Genomic DNA, 22950 nt, shown 5'->3' with positions numbered 1-22950 from the left:
CGAGGTCTTCGCGAGCTTGCGAGCGAAGGCTCGTCAGAGCTTGCTCTGACGGTGGATGCGCATCGCAGGCCGCAGGCCGAGAAGCGCAATCGGCTGGGGAGGGTTGTGGCTGTCTGCGGTGCCGTGCGAGGCAGGTGCTGTCCCTGGTGGACTGAACGGGCGAGACGGGCTCGCGTTTATCCAGTCGCCTGAGCGGCCCCTATCCGAAGCGGCCCCCGGCCGCGAGGATATGCCGCTCAGCGACCGCGAGCGCGTCGAGGGCTTTCAACGCCCACTGTTCCCTGCGGTCGCAATCACTCCTAGCGAGCGCGCCAAGGACTTTCGTCTTCCAGTTCACTCTGGGGTAACACCCACTCCTAGCGAATCCAGCGAAAATACTCGACAGCCATCGACGAACGCGCTCGACTACAACATCCGGGAGAACTGGCCGAGCGGCGGAAACGTCAACGTCTCGTCGCTCTCGGCGTCGAACACGACGGGGCGGAACTGCGCGACGCGGGTCACCATCGGCGACAGTTCCGGTCGAGACGTACCGAGACGGCCGTTCACCAGCAGTCCCTCGACGAGTCGGTTGAACGCCGGTACCACGATCACGTCCGAGCGCCGATAGGCGCCGTCGCCGACGAGGAAACACGGGCGCTTCCGGCCCTCGATCTCGATGGCGGGGTGGTCGTGGCCGATCACGTACCGATCTGCTGCGGTCTCGGGTTCCTCGTGACCGTGGGTGACGACGACGGTCTCGTCGCCGTCGGTGTCGAGGACGTACTCGTCGTGCAGGTCGCCCGCGTAGACGTCGCCGAGCATCGTGTCGTGGTTCCCCTCGACGACGACGAGGCGAGCGCCCGCTTCGCGCACGACCCGAGTGATCGCCGAGAGGGCGGTGTCGGCGCTGTCCGGGACGGAGCGAAACGAGTGGAACACGTCACCGGCGAGGACGACCTCGTCAGGTTCGAAGTGGGCGAGTAAGCTCTCCAGTCGCTCGACGCAGTCCTCGCCGGCGCCGATGGGGAACTCGACCGACGAGGCCTCGGCCTTGCCGAAGTGGAGGTCCGCGACGACGAGCGTCCCGTCGAGGAAGACCGCCCGATCGCGGTACTCGGGGTCCATCGCTCGCCACTCGGACACGGGTAGGCAAAGACCTGACGCACCCCACGACGTCGACTGACGGTTCCCAAGGTCACTCCCCAGTTGCGTCGAGATACTCCTCTCGGGTGACGGTGAACCGGTGGACGTCGGCGACGGAGCCGTCCATGCTCTCCTGGAAGTTGCGGAGGAGCCCCTCGCGGTGGCCGCCGTGGGCCTCGATATATCGCGAGACCGCCTTGCGGGACTTCTCGTTGCCGTCGAAGACCGTCACGACCACGGCCTCCAGATCCAGTCGCTCGAAGGCCACTTCCATGAACGCCGCCGCGCGCTCGCCGGAGTACCCGCGCCCCCAGAAGCGCTTGCGGAGCCACGCGCCGAACGTCGCGGTCTGGCGGTCCCAGTCGACGCTCATCCCGGTGAAGCCAGCGAACTCGCCGGCGCCGTCCTCGCCCGCTCTGGGTCGGATCACGTACGAGGCGCCCTCGCCTTGCTCGCGCCGTTCGGTGATCTGTTCGAGAAACTCCTCGGTCTCCTTCGGCGTCTCGTGAGGGGTCCAGGTGACGTACTCGGTGATCTCGTCGATGTGCGGGGCGCCCTCGCGGACGTACTCGTACTGCTCCAGCGGGTCGAGCGTCTCCGTCGTCGCCGCCTCGAGGACGAGCCGCTCCGTCTCGATGCGCTCGGGGAAGAGATCGGACATACGCCTACCCGAGCGGGCCAGCGGAAAAGCGCTTTCCCGTGCGTGGCACCGATTCTCGCGGGATCGTCCGTTCTCCCGAGGGGCGGACGTAGGGGTATTTTACCGCCGGAACGCCGACGGAGGAGTATGACCGACGACCTGCAGACGGCAGTGGAAGAGTTCCTCGAGAAGACCGACACGGCGCTCGGGGAGTACGACCAGGGCTACGCCGACGCGGACGCGACGCTGACGGTGGTCCGCGACCACCTCTCGGACCTGCGCGAGGCCGCCGAGGAGTGAGTTCGGACCCGGGGGAAGACCGATAGTGCGCGCGGGCGAACCACTCGATACACATGACAGACGTCGTGATAGTCGAGGGGGCGCGGACGGCCCACGGAGCGATGCTCGGGTCGCTCTCGGACGTGCGCGCGCCGGACCTCGGCGCCGCTGTTCTGGAAGCCCTCGTCGACCGCTCGGGCGTCGATCCCGGGGACCTGGACTGGGTCGGCCTCGGCAACGCCGTGCAGGCGGGGGTCGGACAGGTCCCCGCGCGGCAGGCCGTCGTCGAGGCCGGACTCCCGGACGATACGCCCGCGACTACCGTCAACGAGGCGTCCGGGTCGGGACTGCGCGCGATCATGCTCACGGCGGACCGCATCGACGCCGGACGAGCCGACGTCGCCGCCGCCGGCGGGATGGAGTCGATGTCCAACGCACCGTACCTGCTCCGGGAGCTGCGCGAGGGGCGGCGCCACGGCAACACCGAGCTGGTCGACTCGATGATCTTCGACGCGCTGTGGGACGTAGGCTACGACGCCCACATGGGCGAACTAATCGAGGCGCTGGTCGACGAACACGATGTCAGCCGCGAGGACCAGGACCGCTACGCCCTGCGGAGCAACCGCCGGGCTGCCGCGTCCATCGAGGAGGGTCGCTTCGCCGAGGAACTCGTCCCCGTCGAAGCGGACGACCGCCTCGTCACCGAAGACGAGGGGCCCCGCGCCGACACGTCGCTCGACAGGCTCGTCCAGCTCCCGCCGGCGTTCCGCGACGACGGGACGATCACGCCGGGCAACGCCTCGAAACTCGCCGACGGCGCGGGCGGCGTCCTCCTCGCCAGCGCGGAGGCCGCCGAGGAACGGGGACTCGGCCCGATGGTCTACGTCGAGGACTACGCCGTCGCCTACCGCGACCCCGCGGAGTTCTCGCAGGCCGTCGGGGACGCCATCGAGGGGCTGCTGGACCGAAACGGGCTGGCCGTCGACGACGTCGACCACTACGAGGTCAACGAGGCCTTCGCCGCCCAGACGGTCTACGTCCGCGACCGGCTCGGCATCCCCGAGGAGCGGCTCAACCCGCTCGGCGGCGCCGTCGCGCTCGGCCATCCGATCGGCGCCAGCGGTGGGATTCTGGCGACGACGATCGCCCACGCGATGGTCAGGGAGGACCACGACTACGGGGTGGTGGGGATGAGCGTCGGCGGTGGCGGGGCGGTGATGATGCTGTTGTCGCAGTGAGTTACGCTGTAACCGCCAGCGCCGTCGCGAGTGAGCGTCGGCGGTGGCGGTGCTGTAATAGTGTTGCTGTCGCGGTGAAGTGCTAGCGGGGCCGCCAGCGGCGACCGAGCCACTTTGTCGCTGGCGTCCCTCTCACCGCATATGGCACAAACGGCAGTGATAGCCGGCGTCGGCCCCGGACTGGGTGAATCGCTCGCACGCAAGTTCGCCGCAGAGGGCTGTCGGGTTGCCCTGCTGGCGCGCTCCGAGGAGTACATCGCGGACCTCGCCGAGGACCTCCCCGACCCGGGGGCCGGACTCGCGGTCCCGACCGACCTCGCGCGGCCCGACGAGATACGCGAGGCGTTCGAAACTGTGCGCTCCGAGTGGGGGAGCGTCGACCTGCTGGTCAACCACGCGAGTGCGGGGTCGTGGTCGGGGCTGCTCGACGCGTCCGTCGACGATGTCGACAGGGCGTGGGCAGTCAACGGGCGCGGCGCGTTCGTAGCCTCCCAGGAGGCCGCCGAGGACATGGTCGACGGCGACGGCGGGACGATCATCTTCACCGGTGCCACCTCTGCGCTGCGCGGCCGGGACGGCGCCATCGGCTTCTCGGCGGCGAAGTTCGCCGCCCGCGGGATGGCCGAGAGCATGGCCCGCGAACTCGGCCCGGAAGGCGTCCACGTCGCCCACGTCGTCATCGACGGGCAGATACTGACGCCGAGCGCGGCGGAGGCAAACCCCGATCGCGACGAGGAGACGTTCCTCGACCCGGCGGAGATCGCCGAGAGCTACTGGCACCTCGTCGAACAGGACCGCTCGGCGTGGACGCTCGAACTCGACCTGCGCCCGCACCTCGAGGAGTTCTGACCCGGTCGGCCCGGTGTCGTTTTGGGCGGACGGTCCCAACGACGCAGCGATGGGTACTCGTCGCCGCGCCGAGGACGTTGTGAGCAGACTCGCCGACCGCGCGCCGAGGCCGCTCTCGGTCGCTCGCGTCGGCCTCGGCGCGATGGTGTTTCTCGCGGGCGTCCACAAGCTACTCGCGCCCGGCGTCTGGGCGGCGTACGTCACCGACTGGCTGGCGCCGTGGCTGGTCGTCTCACCAGTCGCGTTCATGCTGATAAACGGCGTCCTCGAAGTCGGCTTCGGCGCGGCCATCCTCGCCGACCGGTGGACCGCGTTCGCGGCCGGCGTTGCGGCCGTCTCGCTCTCGGCAACGACAGCCTACCTGGCGCTCGCCGCCGTCGTCGAGGGCGGGTTCTTCGTCGACGTGCTCGTCCGGGACGTCGGGCTCTCGGCGCTGGCCTGGGCTGTCCTCATCGACGCCCTCAGACAGACAGGAAAGTGAAAGCGGCAACTACTCGTCGCCGTCGTGCTCCAGTCCGTTCACGAGCGAGACGACGTTCTCCTCCTCGCCATCGATCTGCTGGGGGTAGATGGCGACGGCGACGATGTGGTCGCCCTCGTGTTTGAATTTCGCGGCGTGGACGTACACGTCGACCTCGCTACCGGCCAGCGTCGCGGTCCCCTCGTACTTCTGCAGCGTGCGCTGGCCCCCGAGCGCGCGAACGCTCCGGTTCTCGACGCGGTCGCCGACGGTCAGGCCCTCGTACTGGGACTCGAACTGCTGGAGGATATCGCGCGTGCTCATGTCCGAGATGGGGTTGAACGTCTGGCCCACGGCCTCGACCTCCGGGCTGGCGAAGGTGACGAACACGGCGGCGCGCTGGGACCCGAGCGGTCCGAGGTCGACCGCCCGCTCGTATCTCGCCTGCTGGTTGGTCACCTCGACCTGTCGAGTCTGCCCCGCGGCGCTGACGTTGCGCGTGACGGTCGACGCGGTGACGTTCCGCTCCTCGTAGCCGGTCTCGGACTGGGCGCTGTCGCCGACCGTCGCCGGATCCGCGCTGACGGTGAGTGGCTCCTGTCCGGTGATGAATCCGCATCCAGCGGTCACCGTCGCGAGGACGACCGCGAGCGCGACGACCGCCTGTCGCATGTACATAGAGCGCTGTTGTATCAGAGCACGGGTAAGTGTGACGCTCCGGGGAATGGGAGACAGGCGGTTGAAAGATACGTTCTATTCGTGATTTGAACGACAACTCGAAGGTGATGGCTCGGAATTGATAGTGTATTTGAAACGTCTATCGAAGGCATCTCGCGGCTGGCGTTCGACGGACGGCGGTGAGACCCTCAACAATTATCGGGATGCGCATCCGGGATAGAGGTATGACGGAGTTCTCTCGTCGCGTCGAGCAGGTTTCGATCAGCGGGATCCGCGAGGTCTTCGAGGCAGCGGGCGAGGACGCCATCAACCTCGGGCTCGGCCAGCCGGACTTCCCGACGCCGGAGCACGCCCGCGAGGGAGCGGTCGACGCCATCCGCTCGGGGAAGGCCGACGGCTACACCTCGAACAAGGGCACCGAGTCGCTCCGCGAGGCCATCGCCGGCCGCTACGCCGAGGATCGTGGCCTCGATGTCGACCCCGAGAACGTCATCGCCACCGCCGGCGGGAGCGAGGCGCTGCACATCGCGCTGGAGGCCCACGTCGACCCCGGCGAGGAAGTCGTCTTCCCCGACCCGGGGTTCGTCTCCTACGACGCGCTGACGACGCTCGCGGGCGGCGATCCGAAGCCGGTCGCGCTCCGCGACGACCTGACGATGGATCCGGCGGCCGTCGAGGAGGCCATCACCGACGACACCGCGGCGTTCATCGTCAACAGCCCAGCGAACCCCACCGGCGCGGTCCAGTCCCCCGACGACATGCGGGAGTTCGCCCGGATCGCCGACGAGCACGACGTGCTCTGCATCTCCGACGAGGTGTACGAACACATCGTCTTCGAGGGCGAGCACCGCTCGCCGATCGAGTTCGCCGAGACGGACAACGTCGTGGTCGTGAGCGCCTGCTCGAAGACCTACTCGATGACCGGCTGGCGGCTCGGGTGGGTCACCGGGTCGAACCGCCGGATCGAGCGGATGTTGCGAGTCCACCAGTACGGACAGGCCTGCGCGACGGCGGCCGCCCAGTACGCCGCCGAGGCCGCGCTCACCGGCCCGCAGGACTGCGTCGACGAGATGGTCGCCGCCTTCGAGGAGCGCCGGGACGTGCTGCTCGACGGCCTCGCAGACATCGGGCTGGAGTGTCCGACCCCCCACGGCGCGTTCTACGCGATGCCGGAGGTCCCGGAGGGCTTCGTCGACGAGGTGATCGACCGCGGCGTCGTGGTCGTCCCCGGCGACGCCTTCGGCGATCACGGCGAGGGCTACGCCCGCATCTCCTACGCGACCGGCGTCGAGACGCTGAAGGAAGCGCTCGAGATTATGGACGAGGCCCACGCCGCCGTGCAGTGAGGCGATCGGACGGCGCCGCACGGCGCCGGGTCGCACCCCGCGACGTGAACGAACCGCGATCCGTCGGGTTTTACTATCGGTTGCCGCTCACGGTCGGTGATGGCGCTGAGTCTGGTATCGGTAATCGCCGCCGGCTTCCTGCTCGTCGTCCTCGTCCCGACGCTGGCGTTCGGCTACGCCTTCGGGAAGTACGCGAACCTCTTCGCCCGCGTCGGGACGATCACCCGACCGCTGGGTATCGACCGCTGGGCCGGGTTCACCGGACTACTCGTCTTCTTCACCGGATTCACCTGGATCGCCGCGGCGGGAGGAATCCCCGACGAGGGAGAACCGATGCGGTTCCCGGTCGTCTTCGCGCTCCTGGGCTTCGGCGTCGGGCTGTTCTGCGTCGCGCTGGCCGTGAGCAACGTCCGTCGGTACCGGCGGCTCCGCGACGGTGACTTCGTCGCCGGCACCGCGGAGGCCGAGGGTGGAGCGACGGTCGAAGCGCCGCTGAGCGGCGAGCCGTGTCTGGCGTGGGCGGTCAAAGTCAGTGAACACTCGGGCATGTTCCGCCGGGGCGGTCCGCCACCGATCCACCGCGATTTCGACGGCACGACCTGCGTCGTCCAGTCAGCGACCGAACGAGTCCGGGTAGACGCGGGCGAAGCGTCGCTCGACGTCTGGCCCGTCGGCGGTCGGTCGTCGTCGGACTTCGTCGCGCTCGAACGCGAGGGCGTCTCGGACCGCGTGAGCGCGTATGCGACCGACGCCGGCCTCGACGACCCGGATCGCTCGCGGGTCTACGAGGAAGCCCGGATCGAACCCGGCGACAGCGTGACGGTCTTCGGAACGGCCGACGGCCGGACGGCGATGGGCGGACCCGGGACGATTCTCGTCGACCGGGGCGGCGAGACGGTCCGCCGTCAGCTCCGCCGCCGGGTCAAGGCCGGACCCGCGGGCGCCGCACTTGCGGTCGTCTCTCTCGCCGTCGCCGCGCTCCTGACCGGCGCGATCTGAGTCGGCTGCAAGTCGCTCGAGCGCGTTTCCGGTCACCCAGTTACTGCGGCGTCGCGTCGTCACCGTCCTCGACCTCGTCAGTCACCGGGAACGGGGATCCGAAGACGGAAAGCGGAACGGCGGTCACGACGAGCAGGACGCCGAGCGCGCCGTAGGCCGCGATCGGCCCGCGCGCGCCGGCCGCGACGCCCGCGAGGACGACGAACGGCGTCCGCGCGAGATTGAACACCATCGATGCGGCGCTGAGGACCGTTGCGCGCCCCGCGTCCTCGACGCGGTCGTTGACGTGGTTCTCCACCATCGGCCGGAGCAGATAGTGGACGACCCGCAGGAGGTAGAACGAGGCGAACGCGGCCAGCGGGACCGCGAGGGGGACGAGCGTCGCCGCCGCGAGCGTCACTGCCGCGAGCGCGAGCACGCGACGGAGTCCCAGCCGCGACTCGATCGGTCCCGCGTAGTAGCTCACCGCCGCGGCGACGACGGCGAAACTCGCGTACAGTGGCCCCAGCCCGGTTTCAGCGGACAGCGGAACCCCTGCGAGGAATCCCCCCTCGGCGGTTGCTGTCTTCACGGTGCTCGCGAACGGGAGCGCGGAGAGGTTGGCCCCTTCCACGGCGGCGACGGCGATGGGCTGGACGTACTGGTTGCCGGCGCCGACGACGCCGAACAGCAGCGCAGCGAACAGGACGAACGCCCGTAGCGGCGGCCGAGCGAGCCGGTCTCGGAGCAACGGGACCGCCTCGCGAACCGACGGACCGGCCGCTTCTCCGTTCTCGAACTGCTCGGTCCGGGGGAGCGTGGCGATAACGCCTGCGCCGGCGAACATGAGCGCCCCCGCGGCGACGAACGGATAGCGCGGGTCGAAGCCGTACAGGACCGCGCCGAGGATAGTCGTGACGGCCGACGACCAGCGAGCGACCGCCTGTCCGCGACCGCGGACGGTCGTGAAGCGGTCTTCGCCGACCGTCGATTCGAGCACCTCGTAGAGCCACGCGCCGCCCGTCCCCGAGGTCAGCGCGATGCCGAGCGCCCAGACGGCGTAGACGACGAGATAGGAAACGAACGAGTCGACCGCCACGAACCCGACCAGCGAACACGCCATCGCGACCTTGCTCGCGACGAGCGTGTCCCGACGGCCGAACCGGTCGGCCGCGTACCCAGTCGGGATCTCCCCGGCGACGATCAGCAGCGAGTAGACGGCACTGAGCGTCCCGTACTGCGGGTAAGTCAGATCCCGGAGGACGAACAGCGCGAAGATCGGCGAGATGAACCCGACGGCCGCCAGCGCCTGGAACAGATAATAGCGCCGGATGAGCGCCCGGGGACTCGACAGGTCGACGCGCACGCCCCGAACGTCGAACGACGCCGACTTGACGGTTTCCTGAACGGCGTTGGAGTAGTCCTGATGACAGGTGTGGGACTGAGTCGACCCGGACGTTGCGGGCGCAATACCGAAAACCCTCCCGGCCCAACTGGAAGTGATGGACCAGCTGGCGCCGTCGAACGTCCCGGTGTACGAGACGAAGGCGGAGGGGCAGGCGCTGTGGGACAGCTGCGCCGATCGGGGGCTCCCCGTCGTCGCGGTGCGCGACGCCGAACGCGGGTTCGTCGTCCGGTACGACCTCCAGCACCTCGACAGGGAACTGACCGAGACCGCCCTCCGGAAGCTCCGCGAACACGTGCGCTCGCTGCGCTCCTATTCGATCGAGGTCGATCCCCACTCCCAGACGGAGTCGGTCGGCGGCGAGACCGGTCCGGTCGCCGGCGAACTGCACGCCCAGACGGAGTCCGACGCGCGCCGCCTCGCTTCCCACGTCTCAGCGTTCGTCTTCGACGACGACAACCTGGTCTGAGCGCCCGACCCTGCCGGAGCGCGGTCGCTATTCGCCCGTCCGTGCGTTCAGCGTCTCGTGGACGCCGAGGATCAGCGCGGGAACGACGACCATGAACAGGTGCTCTTCCAGCGGAATTGCTGCGAACTCGACGCCGGTCCGCAGCGTGACGGCGAACACGCCGACTTCCAGCGTGTACCAGTCCCAGACGTACGCGAGCGGGTAGATGGCGGCGACAGTGACGGCCGCCCGGCGGAGCGCGCCGCGACCCGCCCGAGAGAGCAGGACGAACGCGATTGCCCCGAACGCGACCTCCGTGGCGAGATACGTGTACGAACCGAGTACACCGATGTCGGGGAGCACAAGCGCCGAAAGCGGGCGGAACAGAGCGGCGATGGCGAACAGCGCGAGTCCGGCTGCGGTCGCCCGGACGAGGGGGGACCCGTCGTCCCCGAGTGCGCCCGTCCGGACGCCGATCGCGGGAGCGAACCAGACCACTGCCGCGAGCAGGCCGAGCGGCCCGACCGGTCCGGCGACGGTCAGCCACAGCGCGACGACGCCGAAGCCGAACAATCCCCAGGCGAGCCGGCGCGTCCGGTCGCTGTCCATACCGTCGAAAGCGGTGCCACGCACATGAGCGACCGGGTGGAGATATGCGACGGGTCCGCCGCCGAGGCACTCCTCGGACGGCACTTCGAACATGTAAACCCGACACGACGAAAGAACGTAGGGGCTCCCGGCCTTGGAGTGAGTCATGGGGGATGTCACGCATGCCCAGGGTGGTGGGGAAATCGCGCGAGCGCTGCTCTCGCAAGTCCATCCGGTGTTCATGTTGCCGCCGCTCGCGGCATCGCTGTTCGGCGCGGTGTTCGCCGGGCGGGTCGCACCGGTGACGGCCGCGCTCCACGTCGCGGCGCTGTTTTTCGCGGTCTACACCGCCCACGTCAAGGACGGCTACGTCGACTTCCACATTCGCGGCGAGGACGACGACCACCCGCTCTCCGCACCGGCGTGCCGCAGGGCGCTCGTCGGCTCGACCGCCGGGTTCGCGGCGGCGCTTGCCGGTCTCTGGCTCACCGTCGGGCCGGGCGCCGCTGCGATCACGGCGCCGACGTGGGCGCTCGGGTACTTCCACGCGCCGCAACTCGACACCTACACCGTCGGCGCAACGGCGGGCTATCCCACCGGCATCGCCCTCGGGCTGCTCGGCGGATACTACGTGCAGGCCGGCGACCTCACACCCGCAGTCCTCGGGCTGGCGGGCGTCTTTCTCTGCTTCCTCTCGGGGATCAAGGTCATCGACGACGCCCAGGACTACGAGTACGACCGTTCGATCGACAAGCGAACGGTCGCAGTGGTGCTCGGGACGCGCGGGGCCTACAGGGCCGCGTACGCACTGATGGCGACCGGAATGGTCGCGGTGGTCCTGCTGGCGGTCGGCCTTCGCGATATTCCGCCGAGCGCCGGCCTCGCCGCGCTCGCGTTCGGCGCCGTCGCGCTGGTCGCCCGCCGCGCCGAGCCGGAACTCGCCACGATGTTGCTCATCCGCGGCTCGTACCTCTTCCTCGCGGTCCTCGTCGCGGCCGTGTGGTTCCGCCCGCTCGGCTGAGCCGCGGTGATCGGATCAGCAGTGTTTTACTTCGGGAACTGATACTGTGGTGTCGGCATGGAAAACCTTCGCACCGGGCTCTCGTACGGCGACGTGTTGCTGGTCCCCCAGCGCTCGCCCGTCGACAGCCGGAGCGACGTCGATCTCTCGACCCGCCTGACCGCCGACATCGAACTGGACACGCCCCTCCTGTCGGCCCCGATGGACACCGTGACAGGCCCCGACGCGGCGATCGCGCTCGGCCGAGCCGGCGGATTCGGGACGATCCACCGCTTCATGACCGTCGACGAGCAGGCCGACGCCGTCGAGCGGGTCGTCGACGCCGGCCAGCAAGTCGGCGCCGCCGTCGGTATCGCCGAGGACGCCGTCGCTCGCACCGGCGCGGTCGTCGATGCCGGCGCCGACTGCGTCGTGGTCGACGTGGCCCACGGCCACCTCGAACGCTGTCTCGACACGGTCGAACGCCTCCGCGCGGAGTTCCCCGACGCCGACCTCGTCGTCGGCAACGTCGCCACGGCCGAGGGCGTCGAGGACCTCTACGCGGCCGGCGCGGACTGCGTGAAAGTCGGCATCGGTCCCGGCAGCCACTGCACGACCCGCCGCGTCGCCGGCGCGGGCGTCCCGCAACTCACTGCAGTCGACGACTGCGCGGACGCGGCCGACGACCTCGGCATCCCGATCATCGCCGATGGCGGTATCCGCTCGTCGGGCGACGCCGTCAAGGCGCTCATGGCCGGCGCCGACACGGTGATGATGGGCAGCCTCTTCGCCGGTACCGAGGAGACGCCGCCGGAGATCGTCGAGATCGACGGCGAGCGATTCAAGAAGTCCCGCGGCATGGCGACGACCGCGGCCGCCGAGGAGCGCTCTGACAAGGAGGACGCCGAGACCGAGATCGACGCCGACGAGGGCGTCGAAGGCTTCACCGAATACAAGGGCCCGCTCGCGGACGTCGCCGAGGAGTTCTGCGCCGGCATCCGCTCGGGACTGTCCTACTGCGGCGGCCACACCATCTCCGAGGCCCGCGAGAAGGCCGAGTTTATCAAGGTCGATCAGGCCGCCAAGGAACGCGAGGGCGCCCACGGTGACCACGACTGGGAGACCGTCGTCGTCGACGACTGAGCGCCGAACCGGCCAGCAGTTTTACCCGGGGAAACCGAACGCTCGCACATGAGCGTCGACGCCGAGGCCGGCCGGAGCGGCGAGATGACCCTCGCGTTCGAACTCGATGCGATCCGCGAGTTCGCCGAGCCCGCGGCGGTGTTCGAGGACGCCCGCGAGTGGAGTCGCTACGTCGGCGTCGTCTCGAACGACACCGATGCAGTCGCTGACTTCGTCGCCGAACATGACCTCCTCCAGGACTTCGACCTCGGCGACCGGGACATCTGGCTCGCGATGGAGGGGATCCGCGAGTCGAGCGACGCGCCGCGACACGTCTTCGTCGGGACGACCCCCGAGGACCGCCGGATCGCGGACGCGACCGGCTGGGAGTTCCGCCGCCCCGGCGACGTGGCCGACGCCGCCGGGTGGTCGCTCGGGGACCGCGCCAGCCGCGGCGACTCGTCGGATCCGGGACTGCTCGCCCGTCTCTGGACCCGGATCACGGAGTGACCGACCGCTCGATCCTCGACCCGCTCAGTTCGCCGTCGAGACGATCTTGATCACGTCGCCCTCCTCCAGTTCCTCCTCGTCGCTGATCCGCATGTTCTTCCGGGCGTCGACGGCGTGGAGGTAGCCGTCGCCGATGTCCGAGTGGACGGCGTAAGCGAGGTCCTTCGGCGTCGACCCGGACTGCAGGAGGAACGCGTCGGGGAGGGTGTTCCCCTGTCCATCGGTCCAGTGGGTCTCGTCCTGCACGGGGTAGGCCGTGATCTGATCGAGCACGTCGTATACGGCGGTATCGAGCGCCTGCTGGACGCCCGTGCCGCCGTGGTCGGCCATCACGTCGCGGATCTGTTCGAGCCCCTGCTCCTGTTGGTCGCTCACGTCGCCGACGATCTCGAAGTCCTCGTCGCCGGGATCGTAGTCGACGACGCCCGCCTCAGCGGCCTTCCGCAGGGCGAGTTCGCCGTCCGCGGTGGTCGGGATAGTCGCTTCGTTGCGCTCTTTGAGCGCCTGGAGGTTCTCGGGCGGGGCCACGTCGGCCTTGTTCGCCACGACGACGATGGGTTTCGTCCGCTCGCGGATGTCGCTGGCGAGTTCCTCGCGGTGCTCGTCGGTCCACTGAATAGGGTCGTCGGGATAATCGAGGTCCCGCAGTGTGCGGGCCACGTCGAGTTCGGTGGCGCCGACGCCGGTCAAGAGATCCGCCAGCTCCTCGTCGATGTCGAAGTCGGGCGAGCGGGAGGCCCGCTCGATGGACTCCCAGTTGCGGTCGACGATGCTCGCCAGCCAGAGGTCCATCTCCTCCTCGATGAACTGCAGGTCCTCGACGGGGTCGTGTTCGCCCACTTCGACCGGTTCGCCCTCCTCGTCGGTGCCCCCCGATGCGTCGACGACGTGGAGGATCACGTCGGCGTTCGACAGTTCGTCGAGGAACTGGTTGCCGAGGCCGCGACCCTCGTGGGCGCCGGGGACGAGACCGGCCACGTCCAGCAACTCGACGGGGACGAAGCGCTTGCCGTCGTGGCAGTTCTCCTGGCCGCAGCGCTCCTCGCGGTCGAGACAGGGACACTCCGTGCGGACGTGGGTCACGCCGCGGTTGGCGTCGATGGTCGTGAACGGGTAGTTGCCCACGTCCACGTCCGCCATCGTCGCCGCCTTGTAGAAGGTCGACTTGCCGGCGTTCGGCTTGCCGGCAAGCGCGATAGAGAGCATACTACGGGGTACTACAGGCCCGAAAAAGCCGCTTTCGGTCCCTGGGCCGTCGACGACCGCGCTCGGCTGACCCGCAGCAACGTGAGCGGCGGACGCGCCCCTTACTCAGAGCCGACTCCGACGACGATGTTGATAACGACCCAAAGCACGACGCTACCGCCGATCAACAGGAAGCCGACCCAGTCCGGGATCTGTGCTCCCGCATTCGTCCGCGACGCTTTGCTACCCATTCCGAACGCTGCCAGTCCTATGAGGAGGAAAAACAGCGGTACTCGTTGGACGAGTTTTGCCCCGTAACCCATACCCTGTCAGCATTCCGCACTGATAAAAATAGTTTACTATACGCTCTGACAGTGGCGCGCTCACCGCAGATAGCCAGGGGAGCGCAGTCAGTCGGCGTCCGGAACGATTTCCGTGTCTTCGTCGTGACCGTTCTCGCTGTGAGCGGGGTCGGCGTCCGCGCCCATCATCGGGACGACGCCGTCGAGTTCCGCTTCGACCGCGTCCCGGCTCTCGACTGCCGGCGGCGTCTCGTCGTCCGCGTCTTCGGTCGGTTCGTGGGCGCTCTGGTCGCCGGCAGCGGCTTCGGCCACTGCTCCTGCATCGTCGGCATCAGTGACTGCATCCGGGTCTTGGCCGGCGGAGTCGTCTCCGTCGATGTCGTTGGGTCCGTCTGACCCACTGACGGCCGCTTCGTCGGCCTCTTTCGGCTCGTCGGCGGCCCCGTCGGCCGTTTCGTCCGTCTCGACCGCGGACTCGTCGGGATCGTCCTCGGATTCGTCCTCGTCGGGGTCGGGACCGAGCGCGTCGCGGACCTGCGTGAGTTCGCCGCTGACGCGGATCTTCCCCTCGACGATGGCGTGTTCGTGGAGTTCGACGTCCTCGGCGGAGATGTCGCCCCAGACCGTCGCGCCGCGGGCGACGGACACGTCGCCGTTCCTGGTGGTCACGTCGCCTTTGATCTCGGTGTCCTCGCCGACGAAGACGTCGCCCCGGGCGCGGAGGCTCCCGAAGATCGTGTTGTCGGCGCCGACGGTCAGCTCCTCGGCGCGGACGTTGCCGTGGAGGCGGCAGTCGTCGCCGATGCGGGCGGGGGTGGAGACGCGCCAGGCGTCGTCGCTGACGCGGGCGCCCCGCGGGACGACGACGGGTTGGTCCTCGTCGGATTCGGCCTCGACGAGCTGGTTCGCCAGGTCCTCGGCGGCCTCCTCCTCGCCGATGCGTAGCAACTGCGAGAGGTAGACCACGAGGAAGACGACCGTCGGCATCGGGTTGCGAATGGTGATGTGACCGTTCGCCTCGAAGCGCTCGTCGATGTCGACGTCGTCGCCGATGTCGACGTTGCCGGCGACCTTGAGTTCGCCGCCGACCTGCACGCGCTCGCCGAGGTAGGCATCGCCGCCGACGAGGACGTCCTCCTCGACCTCGCTCCACATGTCCAGCCGGCAGTCGCCCTCGGCCTCGATGTGGCCGCCGAAGGTCACGCGCTCGCCGGCCATCACGTCGTCGCCGCGGACGCCGAACTCGACGGTGCTCTGTCCCCCGACTATCACGTCGCCGTCGGTCACCAGGTCGTGCTCCTCGACCGTGGTGCCGTCGGGGATAGTCAGTTCGTCGAGCGGGTCCGATCGGATCGGCACACCACGATAAGCGATTTCCGTGGTAATAAACCCTGACACCGTGCACGACGGGCGTCTGACGCTTGTCTGACGGTCCCGGTGTGGGCCCGCCGACGACACCTCCAGATATTTATTCGGCGACGGCTTACCGCCGGGCATGACGGTACTTTCTTTCGACGAGCAGGGGGTCGACGTGGTCTACGAGGGTCACGACTTCCGCCTGGAGAAGTCGCTCATCGAGGACGCCACCCAGAAGCCCTACCCCGAGGTCACCGACCACGAGGTCCTCCGATTGGTCGAGAAGAACGCCTCGCCATCCGGCGAAGCGCGTCGGATCGCCGACATCGTGGACTGAGGATGGACGCGACGAGGCGGGCCCTGCTCGCGGCGGTTCCCGCGACGGTCGCGGTGGCCGGGTGTTCGCTCGCGTCCGGAAGCGGCTCGGACGACCGCCCGCCGTACGCCGTCGAGAACGAAAGCGGTGCATCCCGCGCGGTCGCCCTCCGTGTCTGGAAGGTCGGTGAACTGGACCCGCTGGAAGACCGGCCGGACTCCTTCCGCGAGCGATTCGAACGCGCGGCGGCAGCCGGTGATCTCGGCGCGTTCGACGTCGAGTGGCGAGACGCGTACGACCTGACCGTCGACCCGGGGACGACGGCGACGCCGCTCGACTCCTCGAACGCGACGGGATTGCTGTACGTCCAGGCGACGGCAGACAACGACGAGCGTATCGGCGTCTGGGCCGAAGTCGGCGACACGCCCGGGAACTTCTTCGTCGAACTCTCGGTGTACGAGAGCGGGATGAGCGCGACCGTGGGCGAGTACTGACCGCCCGCTTCCCGTCCGCAGATCGACCGGATCAGGCGATCACTGCCGTGTAGACGAGGAAGGGGGCGACGAACAGCACGAGGAACATGACGAGCAGGACGAGGCCGTAACTGACGAGCGTGGCGACCGCCGTTACCCACGCCGGACCCTCGAAGCGCGATCGCACGTTCATACGGCGTAATCGAACGCCCCGGTCTTAGTCGTTCGTGCCGGGCGGCCTGTCATCGGTTCCTATCGGCCTTCCAGCGGGGATCGCCCCTGCCTTCCGGAGACGGAACGAATAATTGTGCCCTCCTATATTTCACTCCGTATAACAGGATTGGAAAGATCGCACGACTGGGGCGTACTCGCCCGGTCGTTCTTCTGGTTCGTTCAGGCGGGCGTGCTCTCGCTGTTCGCCGCGGTCACCGTCGGAATGGGGGACGGCGGTCCTGGTGATTGGCCGTCGCGCTCGGCGCGTCCTTTCTCAGCGTGGTGCTCCTGTTCAGACAGGTAAACGCGTTCGTCGACCAGAAACTGGAGAAAAACCGGAACGAGCGGCTCGGACCCGAATAGAAGCGGCCGCGATTACGCGAACGTCCGGGAGACGTCCTCGTCGGCGTCGTCCTCGGCTTGGATCTTGTCCCAGGCGTCGAGGAAGTCCTGCATCCGCACCTCGGTGCGGTCGTCGCGGATGGCGAACATCCCGGCCTCGGTGCAGACGGCCTTCACGTCGGCGCCCGAGGCCTCGCCGGTCATGTCGGCGAGCTGCTCGAAGTCGAGTTCCTCGTCGAGGTTCATGTTGCGAGTGTGGATCTTGAAGATCTGCTCGCGGCCCTCGATGTCGGGCTTGGGCACCTCGATCAGGCGGTCGAACCGGCCGGGGCGGAGGATGGCGCGGTCGAGCATGTCGAAGCGGTTGGTGGCGGCGATGATGCGGATCTCGCCGCGGTCCTCGAAGCCGTCCATCTCCGAGAGCAGTTGCATCATCGTCCGCTGGACCTCCGCGTCGCCCGAGGTCTTCGAGTCGGTCCGCTTGGCGGCGATGGCGTCGATCTCGTCGATGAACAGGACCGAGGGCTCGTGCTGGCGGGCGAGTTCGAACAGGTCGCGGACGAGCTTGGCGCCCTCGCCGATGAACTTGTGGACGAGCTCGGACCCGGCCATCTTGATGAAGGTCGCATCGGTCTGGTTGGCGACGGCCTTGGCGAGCATCGTCTTCCCCGTGCCCGGCGGGCCGTGCAGGAGCACGCCGCTCGGCGGCTCGATGCCGACTTCTTCGAACATGTCGGGGTGCTCCAGCGGCATCTCGACGGTCTCGCGGACCTCTTCGAGCTGGTCCTCGATGCCGCCGATGTCCTGGTAGGTGACGTCGGGGGACTGGTCGACTTCCATCACGCGGGCGCGGACGTCAGTCTCGTCTTCGAGACTTTTGACGATCGAGAGGGAGTTGTTGACGGCGACCCGGGAGTCCGGTTCGAGGTCGTCGCGCATCTCCTCGGTGACCTCGGTGATAGCTTCCTGGTTGTTGCCGTGCTGTTTGATGATGACCCCGTCGTCGGTGAGCTCCTGCACCGTGGCGACGAACAGCGGCGACTGCTTGAGCTTCTTGTTCTCGTGGGTCAGTCGCTCCAGCTTCTGCTGGTACTTGTTGTTCTCGGCGTTCGCGTCGAGGAGTTTGTCGCGCATCTCCTCGTTTTGGGATTCGAGGACCTCGAGGCGCTCCTCAAGCGCCTCGATCTTGTCCTGCTGGGAGGCGTCGTCGTCGTACGGCAGGTCCACCTCGTCCACGGTGTCGGTCATTACACCCCTGCTAGCGGATGAGATAATAAGAGGTTTCGGGTCAGGAGGGTCACTTGCCGATCCGCACGAATACCCCGCCGGCAAGCACGCTACCGTCGCATCACCTGAGTCAGCGGTCGATCCGTACCGACTCCCTACCGGTCCCGACCCGCCGGATCGCCGTCGCGGTTCTTGCCGCTTAATTCACTGAGGTAATTATTCGAAACGGGAAATATTATTAGGCTGTATCCAGAAGCGACAAGTGAGATGAGTACGCCCGAGACTGCGGAGCCAGAATCGCCGGCAGCGGACGGCTGGGATGCGGTCCGCGATCTGCCGCCCAGCGCCAAGCTGGTGGCGAAGACCCTGGAGTACAACGACGCACTGACCCAGAGTCAGCTCGCCGAAGAGACGCTCCTCCCGCCGCGGACCGTCCGCTACGCGCTCAACCGCCTTGAGGACGTAGATGTCGTCAGCTCCCGATTCTCCTTCGCCGACGCGCGCAAGCGCATCTACACGCTCGACATCGAATAACCGCGCTCGACGTCGAATACCCGATCGAGTCGAGTGATTTTCGCCCGTAGCGCTGTTTCGTGTTCGGATTCGAACGATTACCGCGCGCCGAGCGACTGCTATCGACCCGGCCTCACTCACGCGGATAGCGCCACAGACCGGGCCGGACCGCGTGCTGGGAGACTTCGGTCGGTAGCCCGACCGTACCGCGCGGGAACACTTCCACCGCGCTCGCGACACCTCTTTAGGCGGGGGTTTCGTACCCGGTGACAGATGACGCGCGTGATACACACCGGGGACACCCACCTCGGCTACCGGCAGTACCACCGGCCGGAGCGCAAACGGGACTATCTGGACGCGTTCCGGCAGGTGGTCGACGACGCCGTGGCCGAGGACGTCGACGCGGTCGTCCACGCCGGCGACCTCTTCCACGACCGGCGACCGACCCTCGACGACATCATGGGGACCCTCTCCGTCCTGCGGACCCTCGACGACGCCGACGTGCCCTTCCTCGCCATCGTCGGCAACCACGAGGCCAAACGCGAGGGCCAGTGGCTGGACCTCTTCGAATCGCTCGGCCTCGCGACCCGTCTCGGCTCGGAACCAGTGACGGTCGGGGACACCGCCTTCTACGGACTCGACTTCGTGCCCCGGTCCCGGCGCGAGAACTTCGAGATGGACTGCGACGGCCACGACTGCGACCACGCCGCTCTCGTGACCCACGGCCTGTTCGAACCGTTCGACTTCGGCGAGTGGGACCCACAGGAAATCTTCGACGCCGCAGCCGTCGATTTCGACGCGCTCCTGCTCGGCGACAACCACCACGCCGACACCGCCGAGGTCGACGACACCTGGGTGACCTACTGCGGATCGACCGAGCGGACGAGCGCCGCAGAGCGCGCCGAGCGCGGCTACAACGTCGTCACTTTCGACGGCGGGGTGGACGTCCGCCGGCGCGGCCTCGACACTCGTGAGTTCGTCTTCGTCGATCTGGAACTCGGCGAGAGCGAGGGCGTCGAACGCGTCCGCCAGCGTGTCGGCGAGTACGACGTCGAGGACGCCGTCGTCGTCGTCACCATCGACGGCGAGGGCGACCCGATCACGCCCGCAGCGGTCGAGGAGTTCGCGCTCGACCGCGGCGCGCTCGTCGCCCGAGTCACCGACCGCCGGGAGACGCCCGAGGAGACCGAGCGAGAGGTCTCGTTCGCCGACCCGGACGACGCCGTCCGCGAGCGCGTCCGCGAACTCGGGCTGAGCAGCGCCGCCCGAACGCTCGACGAGACCGTCCGCGCGAGCAAGATCGCCGACTCGAACGTCGCCGCAGAGATCGAATCGAAGGTGAGCGACCTCGTCGAGGAGGGCGACCCCGAAGAGTTCGCCTCCGCCGACATCGCCGCGGACGAAGGTGACGACGGATCAGGAGACTCGGGCGACGCACCGGACGACGGGGAAAGCGAAGTAGCGGAGAACCCGGAGACCACGGCAGACGGTGGCTCGGTGACCGCTGACGCCGATAGATCGGACGACTCCGGGGGATCAGCAGAGGACGAGCCAGCAGAACCGAGCGACGGGTCGGACGAGGACGCTTCGGCGGAGACGGACGCTCCGTCGGAAGAGGACCCCGAGGACCAGGCAACGATGGGTGAGTACCTGTGAGGTTCGAGCGCGTCAGGCTCTCGAACTTCAAGTGCTACGACGACGCGGACCTGCGGCTCGACCGCGGCGTAACGGTCATTCACGGCCTGAACGGCAGCGGCAAGTCCTCGTTGCTGGAGGCCTGCTTCTTCGCACTCTACGGGTCGAAGGCGCTGGACAACACTCTCGACGAGGTGGTCACCATCGGCGCCGACGACGCGGAGGTCGAACTCTGGTTCGCCCACGACGGCGAGGACTACCACGTCGAGCGTCGCGTGCGGGCGACGGGCGAGCAAGCCCAGACTGCCAAATGCGTCCTCGAAGGGCCGGACGTGACCGTCGAGGGAGCCCGCGACGTGCGTGCTTACGTGGAGGACCTCCTCCGGATGGACGCCGAGGCGTTCGTCAACTGCGCGTACGTCCGGCAGGGCGAGGTGAACAAGCTCATCAACGCCTCACCGAGCCAACGGCAGGACATGCTCGACTCGCTGTTGCAACTCGGCAAGCTCGAAGACTACCGCGAGCGCGCCAGCGACGCCCGCGTCGGCGTCGGCCGCGTCCGCGACGACAAGCGCGGCGCACTCTCGCAGATAGACGATCAGATCGAGGCTAAAGAGGAGAAAGAGCTCCACGCCGCGCTCAACGAGCGCAAGACCGAACATCAGGAGGTCTCGGCCGAGATCGAGCGCTTCGAGGAACAGCGAGAGAAGGCCGTCGAGACTCGGGACCAGGCCGCCGAGATCCTCGACGCCTACGAAGAGAAACGGGAGGACCTCGCCGACCTCGAGTCGGACATCGAGGACCTCCGCGAGCAGATCTCCGAAACCGAACGCGACCGCGAGGAACTGGCCGAGGAGATCGACGAGCAACGGGAAACCCGCGAGCAGCGCCGCGAGGAGCTCGGCGACCTGCTCCCGGACACCGAACTCGACGGCGACGCCGAGGACCCGCCGAGTCCCGGCGCCGTCGACGAGCGCCTCGACGAACTGTCCGAACGCGACGAGCAGTTGCAGGAGTCGCTGAACGAGGTGACCGCCGAGGTGAGCGAGCACACGACCAAGGCGGAGAACCTCCGGGAGAACGCCGACGACCTCGAATCGCAAGCCGAGGCGAAGCGCGAGCAGGCCGACGAACTGGAGGCGGACGTGGCCGAGACCCGCGAGACGTTGGCAGACCGCCGCGAGAAGATCGACGACCTCGACGAGCGGATCGCGGAACTGGAAGCACAGTTCGAGGACGCGCCGGTAGCGTTCGGTGAGGCCGAATCGTTCCGCGAGGAGGTCGCCGACGAACTCAGCGAGGCCCGCGAGACGGTCGCCGGCCTCGAGTCAGACATCGAGAACCAGCGCGAGGCGATCGAGGAGGCCGAGGCGCTGTTGGAGGCCGGCAAGTGCCCCGAGTGCGGGCAGGACGTGGACGGCTCGCCGCACGTCGAGACCATCGACGACGACCGCGAGCGCCTGTCCGAACTGGAGTCCGAACTCGAATCCGCGCGCGAGCGCCAGTCCGACCTCGAAGACCGGCTCGAACGGGCGGACCGGCTGGTCGAGATCGAGTCGGAAGTCGAACAGCGGCGTAACGACCGCTCGAACGTCGCACAGCTCGTCGAGCAGCGCGAGTCTACCCTCGAGGAGAAGGCCGAGCAGGTCGAGACGCTCCGGGAGGAAGCCGAGGACCTGGAGGACGAGGCCGAGGACAAGCGTGCGACCGCCACAGAGCGCGAGGACGCCGCCGACGAGTGCCGCGAGCGCGTCGGCGAGATCAACGAGGAACGCGGCGCTATCCGCGAGGACCGAGAGCGACTGGAGCGCGTCGAGGACCTGCTCGACGCAATCGCCGACGCCACCGACGCCATCGAGCGCCTGCGCGAGCGCCGCGACCACCTCGAAGAGACCAACGACGAACGCCGCGAGCGTCTCGTCGAGAAGCGCGACCGCCGCTCCGAGCTCCAGGAGGAGTTCGACGAGGACCGGATCGAACAGGCGCGCGAACAGCGCGACAACGCCGTCCAGTACGTCGAGAAAGCCGACGCGAAGCTCGAAGACCTCCGCGAGCGCCGCGACGAGTTGCAGAGCGCCATCGGCGGCGTCGAGGCGGAGATCGAGGAACTCGAGAACCTTCGCGAGCGACGCGAGGACGTCGCCGAGCGCGTCGAGTGGCTCGACTCGCTGTACGAGGAGACCGAACAGCTCCAGCGGATGTACGGCGACCTCCGCGCGGAGCTCCGCCAGCGCAACGTCGAGAGCCTGCAGGCGATGCTCAACGAGATCTTCGACCTCGTCTACCAGAACGACTCCTACGCCCGCATCGAGCTCTCCGGCGAGTACGAACTCACGGTCTACCAGAAGGACGGCGAGCCGCTCGACCCCGAACAGCTCTCCGGGGGCGAGCGGGCGCTGTTCAACCTGAGCCTCCGCTGTGCCATCTATCGCCTGCTCGCCGAGGGGATCGAGGGCGCCGCGCCGATGCCGCCGCTCATCCTCGACGAGCCGACCGTCTTCCTCGACTCGGGCCACGTTTCGCAACTGGTGGAACTCGTCGAGGCGATGCGCGAGTACGGCGTCGAGCAAATTCTCGTCGTCAGCCACGACGAGGAACTCGTCGGCGCGGCCGACGATCTCGTCCGCGTCGAGAAGGACCCGACGTCGAACCGCTCGACCGTCGCCCGCGAGCAGCCCGAGGACCGCCTCACCGAGTTCGGACTGGAAGCCGACGACTGAGC

At 68.2% G+C, this 22950-nt stretch carries 25 protein-coding genes; 15 read left to right on the top strand and 10 right to left on the bottom strand.

Annotated elements, in window-relative coordinates; genetic code table 11:
• Positions 1-405: 405 nt before the first annotated feature.
• Together AB2U09_RS01970 and AB2U09_RS01965 are read right to left on the bottom strand one after the other, a co-directional pair.
• Positions 406-1107: a metallophosphoesterase gene (locus AB2U09_RS01970; protein ID WP_459191011.1), complete on the bottom strand. Its 702-nt coding sequence runs from the start codon at positions 1105-1107 to the stop codon at positions 406-408.
• A 70-nt stretch (positions 1108-1177) separates the two neighbouring features.
• Positions 1178-1786 (bottom strand): GNAT family N-acetyltransferase, encoded by a 609-nt coding sequence (locus AB2U09_RS01965; RefSeq protein WP_459191010.1) that lies wholly within the window; start codon positions 1784-1786, stop codon positions 1178-1180.
• A gap of 126 nt (positions 1787-1912) precedes the next feature.
• Between AB2U09_RS01965 and AB2U09_RS01960 the strand changes: the two genes are divergently transcribed.
• The 4 genes from AB2U09_RS01960 to AB2U09_RS01945 all read left to right on the top strand — a co-directional run bounded on the left by AB2U09_RS01960 (position 1913) and on the right by AB2U09_RS01945 (position 4612).
• Complete coding sequence (locus AB2U09_RS01960; protein ID WP_459191009.1) at positions 1913-2065, top strand: hypothetical protein; 153 nt, start codon at positions 1913-1915, stop codon at positions 2063-2065.
• 53 nt (positions 2066-2118) lie between these two features.
• Positions 2119-3282, top strand: a complete 1164-nt coding sequence (locus AB2U09_RS01955; RefSeq protein ID WP_459191008.1) for a thiolase family protein — start codon at positions 2119-2121, stop codon at positions 3280-3282.
• Positions 3283-3423: 141 nt separating this feature from the next.
• The gene (locus AB2U09_RS01950) at positions 3424-4131 is read left to right on the top strand and encodes an SDR family NAD(P)-dependent oxidoreductase (protein WP_459191007.1); all 708 of its coding nucleotides are present in this window, start codon (positions 3424-3426) and stop codon (positions 4129-4131) included.
• Between the two features lie 49 nt (positions 4132-4180).
• A complete protein-coding gene (locus tag AB2U09_RS01945; protein ID WP_459191006.1) occupies positions 4181-4612 on the top strand; it encodes a DoxX family membrane protein in 432 nt (143 codons plus the stop codon).
• Positions 4613-4621: 9 nt separating this feature from the next.
• Here the strand turns inward: AB2U09_RS01945 and AB2U09_RS01940 are convergent, their stop codons facing one another.
• The gene (locus AB2U09_RS01940; protein ID WP_459191005.1) at positions 4622-5269 is read right to left on the bottom strand and encodes a DUF6517 family protein; all 648 of its coding nucleotides are present in this window, start codon (positions 5267-5269) and stop codon (positions 4622-4624) included.
• Positions 5270-5493: 224 nt separating this feature from the next.
• Here AB2U09_RS01940 and AB2U09_RS01935 point away from each other — a divergent pair, with 224 nt between their 5' ends.
• Positions 5494-6615 carry a pyridoxal phosphate-dependent aminotransferase gene (locus AB2U09_RS01935; RefSeq protein ID WP_459191004.1) on the top strand — a complete coding sequence of 374 codons (1122 nt, stop codon included), beginning with the start codon at positions 5494-5496 and terminating at the stop codon, positions 6613-6615.
• A 99-nt stretch (positions 6616-6714) separates the two neighbouring features.
• Positions 6715-7614 carry a hypothetical protein gene (locus AB2U09_RS01930; RefSeq protein WP_459191003.1) on the top strand — a complete coding sequence of 300 codons (900 nt, stop codon included), beginning with the start codon at positions 6715-6717 and terminating at the stop codon, positions 7612-7614.
• Positions 7615-7654: 40 nt separating this feature from the next.
• On the opposite strand, the gene AB2U09_RS01925 is transcribed toward AB2U09_RS01930, so the two are convergent.
• Positions 7655-8959, bottom strand: coding sequence for an MFS transporter (locus tag AB2U09_RS01925; protein ID WP_459191002.1), 1305 nt, complete (start codon positions 8957-8959; stop codon positions 7655-7657).
• 136 nt (positions 8960-9095) lie between these two features.
• Here AB2U09_RS01925 and AB2U09_RS01920 point away from each other — a divergent pair, with 136 nt between their 5' ends.
• Positions 9096-9467 (top strand): hypothetical protein, encoded by a 372-nt coding sequence (locus AB2U09_RS01920; protein WP_459191001.1) that lies wholly within the window; start codon positions 9096-9098, stop codon positions 9465-9467.
• A 27-nt stretch (positions 9468-9494) separates the two neighbouring features.
• On the opposite strand, the gene AB2U09_RS01915 is transcribed toward AB2U09_RS01920, so the two are convergent.
• On the bottom strand, positions 9495-10055 hold the full coding sequence (locus AB2U09_RS01915) for a lycopene cyclase domain-containing protein (RefSeq protein ID WP_459191000.1): 561 nt from the start codon (positions 10053-10055) through the stop codon (positions 9495-9497).
• Positions 10056-10200: 145 nt separating this feature from the next.
• On the opposite strand from AB2U09_RS01915, the gene AB2U09_RS01910 reads away from it, so the two are divergent.
• The 3 genes from AB2U09_RS01910 to AB2U09_RS01900 are packed head-to-tail and all read left to right on the top strand — an operon-like array spanning position 10201 to position 12666.
• The gene (locus AB2U09_RS01910; protein ID WP_459190999.1) at positions 10201-11055 is read left to right on the top strand and encodes a UbiA family prenyltransferase; all 855 of its coding nucleotides are present in this window, start codon (positions 10201-10203) and stop codon (positions 11053-11055) included.
• A gap of 57 nt (positions 11056-11112) precedes the next feature.
• Positions 11113-12177: a guanosine monophosphate reductase gene (locus tag AB2U09_RS01905; protein WP_459190998.1), complete on the top strand. Its 1065-nt coding sequence runs from the start codon at positions 11113-11115 to the stop codon at positions 12175-12177.
• Positions 12178-12225: 48 nt separating this feature from the next.
• Positions 12226-12666, top strand: a complete 441-nt coding sequence (locus tag AB2U09_RS01900; protein ID WP_459190997.1) for a DUF7124 domain-containing protein — start codon at positions 12226-12228, stop codon at positions 12664-12666.
• Positions 12667-12690: 24 nt separating this feature from the next.
• Here the strand turns inward: AB2U09_RS01900 and AB2U09_RS01895 are convergent, their stop codons facing one another.
• The 3 genes from AB2U09_RS01895 to AB2U09_RS01885 form a co-directional block, all read right to left on the bottom strand.
• Positions 12691-13872, bottom strand: a complete 1182-nt coding sequence (locus tag AB2U09_RS01895; protein WP_459190996.1) for a redox-regulated ATPase YchF — start codon at positions 13870-13872, stop codon at positions 12691-12693.
• A 101-nt stretch (positions 13873-13973) separates the two neighbouring features.
• A complete protein-coding gene (locus tag AB2U09_RS01890; RefSeq protein ID WP_459190995.1) occupies positions 13974-14174 on the bottom strand; it encodes a hypothetical protein in 201 nt (66 codons plus the stop codon).
• Between the two features lie 87 nt (positions 14175-14261).
• A complete protein-coding gene (locus AB2U09_RS01885; RefSeq protein WP_459190994.1) occupies positions 14262-15512 on the bottom strand; it encodes a polymer-forming cytoskeletal protein in 1251 nt (416 codons plus the stop codon).
• A 136-nt stretch (positions 15513-15648) separates the two neighbouring features.
• Here AB2U09_RS01885 and AB2U09_RS01880 point away from each other — a divergent pair, with 136 nt between their 5' ends.
• Both AB2U09_RS01880 and AB2U09_RS01875 read left to right on the top strand, forming a co-directional pair.
• Positions 15649-15846 (top strand): DUF5800 family protein, encoded by a 198-nt coding sequence (locus tag AB2U09_RS01880; protein WP_436923915.1) that lies wholly within the window; start codon positions 15649-15651, stop codon positions 15844-15846.
• 2 nt (positions 15847-15848) lie between these two features.
• Complete coding sequence (locus AB2U09_RS01875) at positions 15849-16319, top strand: hypothetical protein (RefSeq protein WP_459190993.1); 471 nt, start codon at positions 15849-15851, stop codon at positions 16317-16319.
• 31 nt (positions 16320-16350) lie between these two features.
• On the opposite strand, the gene AB2U09_RS01870 is transcribed toward AB2U09_RS01875, so the two are convergent.
• Entirely contained in the window at positions 16351-16491 is a 141-nt protein-coding gene (locus AB2U09_RS01870; protein ID WP_459190992.1) for a hypothetical protein, read from the bottom strand.
• Positions 16492-16886: 395 nt separating this feature from the next.
• Positions 16887-18101: a proteasome-activating nucleotidase Pan1 gene (gene pan1 / locus AB2U09_RS01865; RefSeq protein ID WP_459190991.1), complete on the bottom strand. Its 1215-nt coding sequence runs from the start codon at positions 18099-18101 to the stop codon at positions 16887-16889.
• 246 nt (positions 18102-18347) lie between these two features.
• On the opposite strand from pan1, the gene AB2U09_RS01860 reads away from it, so the two are divergent.
• The 3 genes from AB2U09_RS01860 (at position 18348) to rad50 (ending at position 22948) form a co-directional block, all read left to right on the top strand.
• Positions 18348-18614, top strand: a complete 267-nt coding sequence (locus AB2U09_RS01860; protein ID WP_459190990.1) for a MarR family transcriptional regulator — start codon at positions 18348-18350, stop codon at positions 18612-18614.
• Between the two features lie 252 nt (positions 18615-18866).
• Entirely contained in the window at positions 18867-20249 is a 1383-nt protein-coding gene (mre11, locus tag AB2U09_RS01855; protein WP_459190989.1) for a DNA double-strand break repair protein Mre11, read from the top strand.
• Complete coding sequence (rad50, locus tag AB2U09_RS01850) at positions 20246-22948, top strand: DNA double-strand break repair ATPase Rad50 (RefSeq protein WP_459190988.1); 2703 nt, start codon at positions 20246-20248, stop codon at positions 22946-22948. The genes mre11 and rad50 overlap by 4 nt, the downstream gene beginning before the upstream one ends.
• The last annotated feature ends 2 nt before the right edge of the window (positions 22949-22950 follow it).

It is taken from the genome of Halosimplex yunnanense (genome assembly GCF_054504345.1).
Note: the sequence above shows the minus strand (reverse complement) of the source record. Positions and strands in the feature narration are given on the sequence as shown.

What these genes read in the sequence shown, in the direction of transcription:
- AB2U09_RS01970 (WP_459191011.1), bottom strand. Translation starts at nt 1,107, where the DNA reads ATGGACCCCGAGTACCGCGATCGGGCGGTCTTCCTCGACGGGACGCTC.
- AB2U09_RS01890 (WP_459190995.1), bottom strand. Translation starts at nt 14,174, where the DNA reads ATGGGTTACGGGGCAAAACTCGTCCAACGAGTACCGCTGTTTTTCCTC.
- AB2U09_RS01955 (WP_459191008.1), top strand. Translation starts at nt 2,119, where the DNA reads ATGACAGACGTCGTGATAGTCGAGGGGGCGCGGACGGCCCACGGAGCG.
- AB2U09_RS01930 (WP_459191003.1), top strand. Translation starts at nt 6,715, where the DNA reads ATGGCGCTGAGTCTGGTATCGGTAATCGCCGCCGGCTTCCTGCTCGTC.
- AB2U09_RS01875 (WP_459190993.1), top strand. Translation starts at nt 15,849, where the DNA reads ATGGACGCGACGAGGCGGGCCCTGCTCGCGGCGGTTCCCGCGACGGTC.
- AB2U09_RS01915 (WP_459191000.1), bottom strand. Translation starts at nt 10,055, where the DNA reads ATGGACAGCGACCGGACGCGCCGGCTCGCCTGGGGATTGTTCGGCTTC.
- AB2U09_RS01935 (WP_459191004.1), top strand. Translation starts at nt 5,494, where the DNA reads ATGACGGAGTTCTCTCGTCGCGTCGAGCAGGTTTCGATCAGCGGGATC.
- AB2U09_RS01940 (WP_459191005.1), bottom strand. Translation starts at nt 5,269, where the DNA reads ATGTACATGCGACAGGCGGTCGTCGCGCTCGCGGTCGTCCTCGCGACG.
- AB2U09_RS01950 (WP_459191007.1), top strand. Translation starts at nt 3,424, where the DNA reads ATGGCACAAACGGCAGTGATAGCCGGCGTCGGCCCCGGACTGGGTGAA.
- AB2U09_RS01870 (WP_459190992.1), bottom strand. Translation starts at nt 16,491, where the DNA reads ATGAACGTGCGATCGCGCTTCGAGGGTCCGGCGTGGGTAACGGCGGTC.
- AB2U09_RS01965 (WP_459191010.1), bottom strand. Translation starts at nt 1,786, where the DNA reads ATGTCCGATCTCTTCCCCGAGCGCATCGAGACGGAGCGGCTCGTCCTC.
- AB2U09_RS01860 (WP_459190990.1), top strand. Translation starts at nt 18,348, where the DNA reads ATGAGTACGCCCGAGACTGCGGAGCCAGAATCGCCGGCAGCGGACGGC.
- AB2U09_RS01905 (WP_459190998.1), top strand. Translation starts at nt 11,113, where the DNA reads ATGGAAAACCTTCGCACCGGGCTCTCGTACGGCGACGTGTTGCTGGTC.
- AB2U09_RS01910 (WP_459190999.1), top strand. Translation starts at nt 10,201, where the DNA reads ATGGGGGATGTCACGCATGCCCAGGGTGGTGGGGAAATCGCGCGAGCG.
- AB2U09_RS01900 (WP_459190997.1), top strand. Translation starts at nt 12,226, where the DNA reads ATGAGCGTCGACGCCGAGGCCGGCCGGAGCGGCGAGATGACCCTCGCG.
- AB2U09_RS01920 (WP_459191001.1), top strand. Translation starts at nt 9,096, where the DNA reads ATGGACCAGCTGGCGCCGTCGAACGTCCCGGTGTACGAGACGAAGGCG.
- AB2U09_RS01895 (WP_459190996.1), bottom strand. Translation starts at nt 13,872, where the DNA reads ATGCTCTCTATCGCGCTTGCCGGCAAGCCGAACGCCGGCAAGTCGACC.
- mre11 (WP_459190989.1), top strand. Translation starts at nt 18,867, where the DNA reads ATGACGCGCGTGATACACACCGGGGACACCCACCTCGGCTACCGGCAG.
- AB2U09_RS01945 (WP_459191006.1), top strand. Translation starts at nt 4,181, where the DNA reads ATGGGTACTCGTCGCCGCGCCGAGGACGTTGTGAGCAGACTCGCCGAC.
- AB2U09_RS01880 (WP_436923915.1), top strand. Translation starts at nt 15,649, where the DNA reads ATGACGGTACTTTCTTTCGACGAGCAGGGGGTCGACGTGGTCTACGAG.
- AB2U09_RS01960 (WP_459191009.1), top strand. Translation starts at nt 1,913, where the DNA reads ATGACCGACGACCTGCAGACGGCAGTGGAAGAGTTCCTCGAGAAGACC.
- pan1 (WP_459190991.1), bottom strand. Translation starts at nt 18,101, where the DNA reads ATGACCGACACCGTGGACGAGGTGGACCTGCCGTACGACGACGACGCC.